Source organism: Streptomyces sp. SID5643, assembly GCF_009872555.1.
GTDB classification, from domain to species: Bacteria; Actinomycetota; Actinomycetes; order Streptomycetales; family Streptomycetaceae; genus Streptomyces; species Streptomyces iakyrus.
Window position 1 is genome coordinate 18,606 of sequence record NZ_WWIC01000035.1, and the last position, 11,274, is coordinate 29,879.

At 71.0% G+C, this 11,274-nt stretch carries 9 protein-coding genes; 4 read left to right on the forward strand and 5 right to left on the reverse strand.

All coding sequences use genetic code 11. From position 1 onward, the window contains the following. Positions 1-76 precede the first annotated feature (76 nt). Both GTY56_RS03835 and GTY56_RS03840 read right to left on the reverse strand, forming a co-directional pair. Positions 77-1,330 carry an SLC13 family permease gene (locus GTY56_RS03835; RefSeq protein WP_202509705.1) on the reverse strand — a complete coding sequence of 418 codons (1,254 nt, stop codon included), beginning with the start codon at positions 1,328-1,330 and terminating at the stop codon, positions 77-79. A gap of 98 nt (positions 1,331-1,428) precedes the next feature. Further along, positions 1,429-2,574, reverse strand: coding sequence for a PrpF domain-containing protein (locus GTY56_RS03840; protein ID WP_161362459.1), 1,146 nt, complete (start codon positions 2,572-2,574; stop codon positions 1,429-1,431). 179 nt (positions 2,575-2,753) lie between these two features. Between GTY56_RS03840 and GTY56_RS03845 the strand changes: the two genes are divergently transcribed. Beyond that, positions 2,754-3,707, forward strand: coding sequence for a LysR family transcriptional regulator (locus tag GTY56_RS03845; protein WP_161362460.1), 954 nt, complete (start codon positions 2,754-2,756; stop codon positions 3,705-3,707). Between the two features lie 57 nt (positions 3,708-3,764). On the opposite strand, the gene GTY56_RS03850 is transcribed toward GTY56_RS03845, so the two are convergent. After that, positions 3,765-6,434: a SpoIIE family protein phosphatase gene (locus GTY56_RS03850; RefSeq protein ID WP_202509706.1), complete on the reverse strand. Its 2,670-nt coding sequence runs from the start codon at positions 6,432-6,434 to the stop codon at positions 3,765-3,767. Between the two features lie 192 nt (positions 6,435-6,626). Here GTY56_RS03850 and GTY56_RS03855 point away from each other — a divergent pair, with 192 nt between their 5' ends. After that, on the forward strand, positions 6,627-7,754 hold the full coding sequence (locus GTY56_RS03855) for a PP2C family protein-serine/threonine phosphatase (protein WP_524540073.1): 1,128 nt from the start codon (positions 6,627-6,629) through the stop codon (positions 7,752-7,754). A gap of 76 nt (positions 7,755-7,830) precedes the next feature. Here the strand turns inward: GTY56_RS03855 and GTY56_RS03860 are convergent, their stop codons facing one another. Together GTY56_RS03860 and GTY56_RS03865 are read right to left on the reverse strand one after the other, a co-directional pair. Further along, positions 7,831-8,985: an ABC transporter substrate-binding protein gene (locus tag GTY56_RS03860; protein ID WP_524540074.1), complete on the reverse strand. Its 1,155-nt coding sequence runs from the start codon at positions 8,983-8,985 to the stop codon at positions 7,831-7,833. Positions 8,986-9,027: 42 nt separating this feature from the next. Then, positions 9,028-9,357, reverse strand: coding sequence for a helix-turn-helix transcriptional regulator (locus GTY56_RS03865; RefSeq protein WP_161362466.1), 330 nt, complete (start codon positions 9,355-9,357; stop codon positions 9,028-9,030). Positions 9,358-9,464: 107 nt separating this feature from the next. Between GTY56_RS03865 and GTY56_RS03870 the strand changes: the two genes are divergently transcribed. Together GTY56_RS03870 and GTY56_RS03875 are read left to right on the forward strand one after the other, a co-directional pair. Then, positions 9,465-9,869 (forward strand): STAS domain-containing protein, encoded by a 405-nt coding sequence (locus GTY56_RS03870; protein WP_346345408.1) that lies wholly within the window; start codon positions 9,465-9,467, stop codon positions 9,867-9,869. A gap of 354 nt (positions 9,870-10,223) precedes the next feature. Continuing rightward, positions 10,224-11,274 (forward strand): HAMP domain-containing protein (locus GTY56_RS03875; protein ID WP_161362467.1); only part of this gene is annotated, 1,051 nt, incomplete at its 3' end.

The window sequence follows — 11,274 nt, forward strand, 5'->3', positions numbered from 1 at the left end:
GCCGTGTGCCGGCGGGGTGGCGCGGCCTCGGAGACGGCCCACTGACGCAGCTCATGGGGTGTCGACGGGTCCTTCCCTATGACCAGGGGAGGACCAGCGTGCCCCAGGCGACGACCGGGCCGAGGGCGACGATTCCGCCGGTGTAGCCGATGACCTGGCGGTAGAAGCGGCGGGGGTCCACCCCGCGGGCGTTGCTGAGGATGAGTGCGCCGTTGGTGGAGAAGGGCGAGGTGTCGACGATCGTTGTGGAGACGGCGAGAGCGGCGATCAGTCCGGCGGCGCTGAGGTGACTGGAGAGCAGCAGCGGTACGGCGATCGGGATGATCGCGGTGAGGATCGCCGTGGACGAGGCGAAGGCGGACGTGATGGCCACGGTGAAACACAGCAGCAGGGCGACGACGACCGGGGCGCCCATGCCCGCCGCGTGCTCGGAGACGTTCTCGATGACGCCGGCCTTCTCCAGCATCGCGATGTAGGTCATCATGCCCGCGACCAGCAGCAGGGTGGACCAGCTGACGCCGTCCACGGCCTTCTCCTGTCGCTTCATGTCCACCAGGGCCAGCAGGGCGCCGGCCGCCAGAGCCAGGAAGCCGATCTCCAGATGGAAGCCGAGAGCGCCGACCACGAGCGCCATCAGGCAGGCAAGGGTGAGCCACTGGCGCCAGTCGGGCCTGCCGGACACGGCCGGGTCCTCGTCCTCGGCCGCTTCCCCGGAACCCTCGGCCACCGGGACGGCGCGCTTGGCGAGCAGCACGTAGGTGAGTGCCGAGAGCACCAGGTTGATCAGGAAGCTGGCGGTGAACAACGTCACGGCGGAGACCTGGAGTTCGCTCTTGTCGACCAGACCGAGCACCAGCGCACCGGACACGGCGAGCGGGGAGAACGCGCCCGCGTGTCCGCCGCTGATCACCATCATGCCGACGACCAGCGGGTTGAGCTTGTAGCGGTGGGCGAAGTTCATGCCGATCGGCGCGAGGATCGCGACCGCGGCGGGAGTGAAGGTGCCGAACGCCGTCAGCAGGGCGGCCACCAGGAACAGCACCCAGGGGATGAGCGCGACCTTGCCGCGCACCAGCCGTACTCCGGCCGCGACGAGCCGGTCGATGGTGCCGTTGCGGCGGGCGACGGAGAACAGGTAGGTGACCCCGACGATGGTGACGAAGAGCTTCGCCGGGAACCCCTCGAAGATCTCGTCCTCGGTGAGGCCGAGCGAGGTGGTGCCGACGGCGAAGGTGGCGACGAAGGCGAGGATGCCCAGGTTGATCGGCAGCACCGTGCCGACCACGAACATCACCAGCAGCGCGCCTATGGAGATCACTTCAGCAGACATCTTTGTCCTTGGTGCGATGGGGAGGGGCGCGCCCCGGGGGCGCGAGAGGTATCCCGGTGCGAACGGCAGGGGGACCGGCCGACCGAGGTGGTGTCAGTTCAGGCGGCTTGCGTGCGGCCTGTTTCCGGGACGTGGACGCGTCCTGCTTCCGGGACGTAGATACGGGCGTCGGCGAGCAGCCGTGCCGCGCGCTGCACGGTGACCCGCCGTGGCAGGCCGTCCCGTACGTCGGTGCAGCGGACCGCGACGATGCCGGCGGGTGTGCCGAGACGCAGCCATTCCTCACTCGGGCCGCCCGCGGTCCGGCCGACCACGGAGCCCTCGACGAGACCGGCCGCCGCGACGGCGACGGCTGAGGTCAGGCCGATCGCGGGGTGCGGGGCGTTCATGCTGAGCATGCGCACCGAGATGTCGTAGTCCTCGGCCGCTATGTGCTCCCCCAGCGTGGTGGTGTACGGCACCGGCGGGCCCACCATGCCCACCTTGGGCACCGCGTCGCCGGGTTCTTCGCCGGGCTCGAGCAGCCCCATCAGCGGTGCGGCGGTGTGCCGCACGGTCCGCAACCAGGGCACGTCCGTGCCCATCCGCTCCAGTGACTCGGCGCCGGTACGCCCGGTGCCGAGGGCGTCGATGAGGACGACGGGTGCTCCGGCGTCCACCATGCTCACCCGTACCGGATCTGTGTCAGTGACCGGCAGGTCCTGCGCGGCCTGCCCGGTGGGGAGCAGTGAACCGGTGGTGCCGCCGGCCGGATCGCGGAAGGTGAGGCCGACGGCGACCCCGCCGGCACGGGTGCCGGGTACGGTCTGGCGGCCGAAGTGGTGTACGACGCCACCGGTGGTGTCCACCAGCCCTTCGAGGACCGCGCCGGTGTTGGTGTTGCGCATGACCACCCGAGTCCGGTCACCGGTGATCGCCACCATGCCCTTCGCGACCGCGTACAGCGCGACCCCCGTGGCGCAGTTGCCGCAGTTGCTCGTCCACTCGACCGAGCCCGTGCCGATGCCCACCTGGGCGAAGAGATAGTCGATGTCCACGCCGGGTTCGGGGGAGGCGCTCACCACCGCCGCCTTCGAGGTGGTCGGGGTGGCCCCGCCCACGCCGTCCAGTTCCACGGGATCGGTGGCGCCGTACGCGGCGACCAGCAGGTTCTCCAGTTCGCCACGGCCGGCGGGGACGTCGACCTGGTTGAACAGCCAGCACTTGCTGGTGCCGCCACGCACCAGGGTCGCGGGAGTGTGCACGTCTGAGCTCTTCCTTGATCAACGAGGGGAGGGAAAGGCCGAGGCGGTGGTTACGGACGCATGGCGGACCGGTGAACCGCTCGGCGATTGCGGAGACCTTCGCAGAGGCGTGACTTCGGAACAATCGCAGTTCGCTTCACATGGGTTTAGCTCAGCTAAAGTCGCCTAGAGTCGCAGGCATGCTGAACGTGCGCCGACTGCTGCTGCTCACCGAGGCCACCGAACGCGGGTCGCTCACCGCCGCGGCGGAGGCACTGGGCATGACCACCTCTGCCGCCTCCCAGCAGATGTCCCTGCTTGAGCAGGAAGCCGGACAGCCTCTGATCGAGCGGCTGCCGCGCGGGATCCGCCCCACCCCGGCGGGTGCCGCGCTGGCCGGACGAGGTCAGGCGATCCGCCGTGAACTGCGCGCGGCACAAGCCGACTTGGACTCCTTCACGGCCCTCGACCAGGGCACGCTGCGGCTCGGTTCCTTCCCCACGGCGAGCGCGTCCCTGCTGCCCCTCGCACTCACCCGTTTCCGACGCCGCCACACCGGAATCCGTATCGAGGTACGCGCCGGAGTCCTCGCGGAACTCCGGGAGATGCTCCACACCGGCGAGGTCGAGCAGGGGCTGCTCTGGGACTACGAGTGGAACCGCCTCGACGATCCGGCGCTCTCCCTCACCCACCTCCTGGACGACCCCACGGTGCTGGTCGTCCCCGCCGACTCACCCCTGCGCACCCATCCCGCCGTGCGACTGGGCGACCTCGCCGACCAGGAGTGGATCATTCGCGCCGACAACCATCCCGTCGCCGACGTCCTGCGCCGAAGCTGTCGCCAGGCGGGCTTCGAGCCGCAGATCGCCTACTCGTCGCACGACTATCAGGAGGCACAGGCCATGGTCGCCGCCGGGCTGGGCATCGCCCTCGCCCCCCGCCTGGCCCTCACCAGCCGCCGCAGCGACGTGCGGCTCCTGCCCTTCGCATCCGACGTACCGGCTCCCACCCGCCGCATCCTCCTGGCCCACGCCACGGCCCGCCCCGCCACCCCGCCCGCCCAGGCGATGGCCCGCGTCCTGCGCACCGTGGCGCAACGGTTCGCCGCCCCCGGCCTGCACCGGGCCCAGCTCGGTGCGGTACGGCGCGGTTGAGCGCACGGAACCGCCCATGCCCCCGCCGGCCCGTCCCGGGACGGGCCGGCGGATCACCTAGGGCAGGGCCTGTTCCGCCCAGATCACCTTGCCCTGCGGGGTGTACCGGGTGCCCCAGCGCTCGGCCATCTGCGACACCAGGAACAGGCCCCGGCCACCCTCGTCCGTCGACGCGGCGTACCGCAGATGCGGTGAGGTGCTGCTGCCGTCGGCCACTTCGCAGATCAGCGTACGGTCGCGGATCAGCCGCACGTGGATCGGCCCGGAGCCGTAGCGGATGGCGTTGGTAATGAGCTCGCTGAGGATGAGTTCCATGGTGAAGCCGAGCTCCGACAGGCCCCACGCTTCGAGCCTGCGGGACACGGCGTCCCGCATGCCCGCCACGGCGGCGGGGTCCGGTGGTACGTCCCAGTCGGCGATCCGGTCGGGCGGCAGCTGCCGCGTGCGGGCGACGAGCAGGGCGACGTCGTCCTTGGGGCGCTCGGGGAGCACACGGTCCAGCACGTCCTGACAGGTCTGCTCGGGCGGCCGGCCGGGGTGGCCGGTGAGTGCGTCGCGCAGCAGCTCCATTCCCACGTCCAGGTCGCGCCTGCGGTCCTCGATGAGGCCGTCGGTGTACAGGACGAGCTGGGTCCCCTCGGCGAGGCACAGCTCGGCGGTCCGGAACGGCATACCGCCGAGGCCCAGGGGCGGGCCGGCGGGCACGTCCGGGAAGGTCACGGTCCCGTCGGGCTGGACCAGCGCCGGCGCCAGATGCCCCGCCCGCGCCATCACGTAGCGGCGCGTCACGGGGTCGTAGATCCCGTACAGGCAGGTGGCGCCCACGACGCCCGCCGCGCTCTGCGCCGTCTCGTTCTGGTCGATGGTTCCGACCAGGTCGTCCAGATGGCTCAGCAGCTCGTCCGGGGGCAGGTCCAGGGCGGAGAAGTTGTGCACCGCGGTACGCAGTCGTCCCATCGTGGCGGCGGCGTGCAGGCCGTGACCGACCACGTCGCCGACGGCCAGTGCCACCCGGCTGCCCGGCATGGGGATCACGTCGAACCAGTCCCCGCCCACGCCCGACTGGGCGGGGAGGTAGCGGTAGGCGATGTCGAGGGCGCTCTGCTCCGGCATGGCCTGCGGCAGCAGACTGCGCTGGAGAGTGACGGCCAGGGCGTGCTCGCGGGTGTAGCGGCGGGCGTTGTCGATGCTGATCGCGGCGCGGGCCACGAGCTCCTCCGCCAGGGACACGTCCTCCTCGTTGAAGGGCTCGTGCTGCCGCGTGCGCCAGAAGCTGGCCATCCCCAGCACGACGCCACGGGCCTGGATGGGGGCGGTGATCAGGGAGTGGATGCCGTGGTCGATGATGGCCTCGGCCCGTTCCGGGTCCTGCAAGCGCCAGCTCGTGGCGGAGGGCAGATCGCTCACCAGCTGGGATCGGCCGCTGCCGTAGCCGCGCGCATGGGGCGTGGCAGGAAGGTAGTCGAACAGCCGGCCCTGTTCGGTGAGCGGATGGTCGTCCACGACGCCGGACACGGCCGCGCGCCGCATGTCCGTCCCCGTGGGGGCCGGCTCCTCTCCGTGCAGGACGGCGTCGGCCAGGTCCACGGTGACGAAGTCCGCGAAGCGGGGGATGGGGACCCGCGCCAACTCGTCGGCGGTGCGCAGCACGTCCAGGGTGGTGCCGATGTGGAGTCCGGCGTCGTACAGCAGCCTGAGCCGCTCCCGTGCCACCTCGGCCCGGCCCGTCACCGCCTGCAGCTCGGTGGAGTCGCGCAGGGTCACCACCGTTTCCCGGGGGCCGCCCGCGCGACCCGTGGGCCGTTGGTTGACCGCGATCAGCCGCTCGCCTGCGAGGTGCACCTCGTCGGTGGCCTCGCGCCCGGAGGCGAGCAGCTCCTTCAGCTCGGGATCGAGTCCGGGCAGTTCCGGGACGGGTCGCCCCTCGATGTCCACGGGCAGGTCCAGCAGTCGTCTGGCCTCGTCGTTCGCCAGCATCAGCCGCCCGTCGGCGGCCACGATCAGCACCCCCTCCCGCACGGAGTGGAGCACGGTGTCGTGGTGCTCGTACATCAGGGTCATCTCGTCCGGAGCCAGGCTGTGCGTCTGCCGTCGCAGCCGCCTGCCCAGCAGCGCCGTCACGCCGATGGACAGCAGGAGCGCTCCGGCCCCGGCGCCCAGGATGATCGGTAGTTGCCGGGTCAGCTGACTCTCGACGTTCTCGACCTTCATCCCGGCCGACACCAGCCCGACGACCTCGCTGCCGGCGCCCTTGACCGGCACCGTGGCCTGCACCTCGCGACCGAGCGGACCGTCCACGCTCTCCACGTAGACCTTCCCCGCCAGCGACGGTCCGATCTCGCCCACGAACCGCTTTCCGATGCGGTCCGGCAAGGGGTGGGTGTAGCGGATGCCCTCGGTGTCCATGACCACGATGAAATCGACGTCGGCGGCGCGGCGTGCCGCTTCGGTGAGCGGCTGGAGGATCTTGCTGGGGTCGGGGGTCCGCAAGGCCGCGCGCACACCCGGTGAGTGCGCGAAGGTCTGCGCCACGGCCGTGGAGCGGCGCCGTGCCTCGGCGCTGGTGTCCCGCTCCGACTGCAGGATGAGGGCGAAGACACCGCAGGCTACGAGCAGCACCACCAGGGCCACCTGGAAAACCAGCACCTGCCCGGCCACGCTCCGCGTGCTCTTGCTGATCAGGCGCTTCACCGACAGGCGTTGAAAACGGGCGAAAAGACTCGCCATGCGACCTTTTTAACACCAGTGATCCCGAGTGGCCAGGGCGCGCCCGACCTTGCCGGGCTGACTTCGGGCGGCTGGGCGGCCGCGCCTCGCATGCCCCGGCCCCTGCGGAGAGGGCCGTCGGCCGCGCCATCTCGCGCAGCGGGCATGATCCTCCCGCGCCCCATGCCCGATTAGGTCGATATGATGCTTTTTGTGATCTCGTCTGCACGGCTGTGGCGCCGTCGCCCCGCCTACAGCGGCCGATGGGAAGCCGCCAGGCTGTCGCCCCTGGTCCTGACCGTCCTCATCGCCGGCCTGGCGTTCTCCACACCCAGGGAGATCGCCTTCAGCCGCCTTCTGCCCGCCGCGCCGGCCCTCGCGGCCGCGATGTGGCCCGTGCTCCCCACGGTGGTGCTGGGGGCGTTCTGCTTCCTGCTCATGATCGTCCTGAGCTTCTTCCACACCGATCTGGGAACGCAGTACACGTCGGCCGCGATCATCGCCGTCACCTTGGCGGCCGCGTACGGCAGTCATGTCCGACTTCAGCGGGAGGAGACCCTCTTCCAGGTCCGCCTCGTCGCCGACGCGGCCCAGAAGGTGCTGCTACGCCCGCTGCCGCGCCGCATCGAGGGCATCGACATCGAATCGCTGTATCTGGCGGCCCAGGAGCAGGCCAGGATCGGCGGCGACTTCTACGAGGCGATCGGTACACCGCACGGGGTCAGGCTGCTCATAGGCGACGTACGGGGCAAGGGCCTGTCCGCGGTGGGAGCGGCCTCGGCGGTGATCAGCTGCTTCCGGGAGGCCGCCTACGACGAGCCGGACCTGCGGGGCATCGTCCACCGCCTGGAGACCACCGTCACGCGCCACAGCGCCGCATTCCCCGTCCAGGACCAGCCCGAGCACTTCGCCACGGCCCTCCTCGCCGAGATCCCGCACAGCGGCGACCGTCTGCTGATCCTCAACTGCGGGCACCCTCCGCCGCTCATCGCGCATTGCGGGAAGGTCCGGATCCTGGAGCCCACCATCCCCTCCCCGCCCCTCAACCTCGCAGCGCTCATCGGTGACCGCTACTGGGTCGACATCGTCCCCTTCGCCCCGGGCGAGCAGTTGCTGCTCTACACGGATGGCGTATCCGAGACCCGGGACCACGCCGGCCGGTTCTTCCCGTTGCCGGACTGGATGCGACGGCAGGACACGGAGCACCCCCGCGAGCTGCTCGACCGGCTGCACGCGGATCTGCTGCGGCACAGCGGCGGAAGGCTCGGCGACGACATAGCGGCCCTCGCGCTGAGGCGCACCGCCGCGCAGGACAGCAAAGCCCTCGGTGCCGACGACTGAAGCCCGGTGCCGGGCGGAGGACCTCCTGCGGCGCAGGGTAGCCGGGGAGCGCCGGACCGGGGCTCCCGGACGTGGCTCAGCCCGTGTGAAGGACTCGCAGTCGCTCGGGACGCGCCGGATCCCGGTCGACGACCTGGACCGGGGCGCCGGCCCACTGCCACACATCGACGCCCGGCACGCGGGAGAGCCGGATCCGCCCGCGCGTGCCGCCGGCTGCGACACGCGGCCAGGCTGCCGCGATGCGCGACCGGTCCGTGCCGTGGGCGCGCAGCACCTCGGCGAGGAGGGTGACCGTGTCGTAGCCCTCGAAGGCGACGAAGGAGGGCTCTTCGGCCAACTGCTCGCGCAGGGCCGCCGCGACGCGCTCACCGAGGGGAGCGAGCCGCTCGGGGAGGTAGCGCAGGAACGGGATCCCGGCTCCGTCGGGGCCCAGCCGCGCCGCCCACTCGGCGAACTCGGGCTGCCCGGCCGGAGCGCCGATCATGAGCCCGGCGAGGCGCCGGTCGCGGCGGACGGATCTGACGATCGGCACCGCCGGATCCGGAAGGCCGGCCAGCACGAGGAGGACCGTCGCGCGCTGGCCGGCCAGCGCGTCGCACAGGGCGGTGGGAGAGAGGGCGCGCGCGTCGAGTTCGACGACACTGCCGCCGCGGGGAGTGACGTACTCCCGCAGAAGGCGCGTCCCGGACGCCCAGTAGCGACTCGGCTCGGCCGCCACGGCGATCCGGTCGCGGCCCGCGCCGAGGAGGAAGTCCGCGTAGACCTGCCAGCCACGGGACTGCGGCGGGCAGAGGCGTGCGACCCAGTCCGTCGGCCGGTCGGTGAGCGCGTCGAGAACCGCCGACGAGCAGAGGAACGGCAGGCCGAGCGCGTCGGCCCGGGTGGCGGCGGCACGTGCGACGACACTGTGGTACTCGCCCGCCAGGGCCGTCACGCCGAGGCGGGCCAGTTCCTCGACGGCCGCCTCGGCCCTGCGCGGATCGGCCGCGGTGTCGCGGACGACGAGTTCGAGCGGTGTCCCGGCGACTCCGCCGCCGTCATTGACGTCGCGAACGGCCGATTCCAGCCCGGCGAGCAGGTGTCGGCCCGCCTGGACCCAGCCGGGCCGGGTCAGCGGGACGAGGGCGCCGATCCGGACGGACTCGCCGGGATCGCCCAGGGGCAGGGTCCGGACGTACGGCTGCGTGTCGTCCCGCCGCGCCGGGAACTCGTGTTCGGCCATGCGGGCCATTGCACAGACCCCGGCGCCGGCGGGCAACCGGTTTGGTGACGGCTACGGGGCGACCGGTTTCCTGATGCGGTCCGTCTCGTCCTGGACGAGCAGGGAGAGCAGGGAAGCCACGGACAGGCCTGCCTCGGCCGGGTGGCGCAGCACCTTGTCGGGCTCGATGCGGTAGTTGTTCGTGCGTCCGTCCCGGGTGTGGGACAGGTAACCGTCCTGCTCCAGATCGGAGATGATCCGCGAGACCGCGCGCTCCGTGAGCCGGCAGCGGGCGGCGATGTCGCGGATGCGGGCGTTCGGGTTGTCTGCGATGGCTGCCAGGACGCGCGCGTGACTGGTGATGAACGTCCATCCGGTGTGGGACTGGGGCACTCCGACCATGCGCAGCATTTTAGGGGATGCCGTTGCCGGAACCTAGATACGTGACATACTTTTCATGCAACAGATGACGTGCTCCCTTCCGGGAGAGCCACAGAAGGAGCCCGAAGGTGCCCTGGGACGAGGCCGGCATGCCCGCGCTCACGCGTGACACCGGTGCCAAGCCACTGCCGCAGCAGGCCCCCGTGCCGGTCCGTCCGGGGACCGCTCCGTCGCAGTACGAACGGCTCGGAGCCTCGGTCGTCGTCGCCCGCGGCGCCTACGACTTGGACTCGATCACGCCATTGGCGGACGCGCTGGACGCCGCGGTCAGGAAGGGGTCGAAGGTGGTACTGGACGCCTCCGGCATCACCTTCGCGGACTCGACGCTGCTGAACCTGCTGATCCGCACCCACCAGGGCGGCACCCTGCGCGTGGTCGCGCCGTCACCGCAGCTCCGACGGCTCTGTGAGATCACCGGGGTCGACGGCCTCCTGGAGCTACGGGACTCGGTCGATGCCGCCGTCCTCTCCTGAGCCGCCTCGGCGAATCCACGTCTTCTTCACAGAAGAGGACCGGCGGCATAGCCTGCGGAAGATCCGTCCGGCAGCGGCGGGAACAGAGCTCGCCCGGGTGTGTGCGGCACTGCCGTAGACCGCTGTCCGGGCGTCGCCCGAGGGTCTCGTGGCGGGGCGCCGCTGTTCTGTCGAGGACGGCGGCCCGTGCTTTGTTCAGGGCTTGAAACGTGGGTTAACCTGCGGCGTATTTCCACATCACATACACGTCCGTGAATGCGGAGATACATGCACGACAACCGGGCCGCCCATCGGCCCGGGGGTTCCGAGTTCTCGGTTTCCCGAGGGCTCTTGGGGAGCGGAACGAGGGTGCGCATGACCAGCGACAGCACGGGCGTCGTCGATGCGGCGCCGGGCGACCAGGAGTTGCGACGACTGCTGGCCGGCCTGACAGCCGTACGCGACGGGGACTTCGGTACCCGGCTGCCGGACGACGCCGACGGGCTCATGGGCGACATCGCCAAGGTCTTCAACGGCATGGTGGACCAGCTGTCCGTGTTCACCTCCGAGGTCACCCGGGTGGCCCGCGAGGTCGGCACCGAGGGCACCCTCGGTGGGCAGGCGGAGGTGCCGGGGGTCTCGGGCACCTGGGCCGACCTGACCGACTCGGTCAACGCCATGGCCGGCAACCTCACCACCCAGGTCCGCGACATCGCCCAGGTGGCCACGGCGGTGGCCAAGGGCGACCTCTCGCAGAAGATCGACGTGCCCGCCCGCGGCGAGATCCTCCAGCTGAAGGAGACCGTCAACACGATGGTCGACCAGCTGTCCGCGTTCGCCGACGAGGTCACGCGTGTGGCCCGTGAGGTCGGCAGCGAGGGCCGGCTCGGCGGGCAGGCCCAAGTGCCGGGTGTGGCCGGGGTCTGGCGCGATCTGACCGACTCCGTGAACCACATGGCGGGCAACCTCACCAGCCAGGTCCGCTCCATCGCCCAGGTCACCACGGCGGTCGCCGAGGGCGACCTGTCGCAGAAGATCACCGTGGACGCGCGGGGCGAGATCCTGGAGCTGAAGAGCACCATCAACACGATGGTCGACCAGCTGTCCGCGTTCGCCGACGAGGTGACGCGTGTGGCCCGTGAGGTCGGCACCGAGGGGCGCCTCGGCGGGCAGGCGGACGTCAAGGGCGTCAAGGGCACGTGGCGCGACCTCACCGACTCGGTGAACTTCATGGCGGGCAACCTCACGGGTCAGGTCCGCAACATCGCCCTGGTTGCCACGGCGGTGGCCAAGGGCGACCTGTCGCAGAAGATCACCGTGGACGCGCGGGGCGAGATTCTGGAGCTGAAGAGCACCATCAACACGATGGTCGACCAGCTGTCCGCGTTCGCCGACGAGGTCACGCGTGTGGCCCGTGAGGTCGGCA

What these genes read in the sequence shown, in the direction of transcription:
- GTY56_RS03860 (WP_524540074.1), bottom strand. Translation starts at nt 8,985, where the DNA reads ATGGCCCGCATGGCCGAACACGAGTTCCCGGCGCGGCGGGACGACACG.
- GTY56_RS03845 (WP_161362460.1), top strand. Translation starts at nt 2,754, where the DNA reads ATGCTGAACGTGCGCCGACTGCTGCTGCTCACCGAGGCCACCGAACGC.
- GTY56_RS03865 (WP_161362466.1), bottom strand. Translation starts at nt 9,357, where the DNA reads ATGGTCGGAGTGCCCCAGTCCCACACCGGATGGACGTTCATCACCAGT.
- GTY56_RS03850 (WP_202509706.1), bottom strand. Translation starts at nt 6,434, where the DNA reads ATGGCGAGTCTTTTCGCCCGTTTTCAACGCCTGTCGGTGAAGCGCCTG.
- GTY56_RS03835 (WP_202509705.1), bottom strand. Translation starts at nt 1,330, where the DNA reads ATGTCTGCTGAAGTGATCTCCATAGGCGCGCTGCTGGTGATGTTCGTG.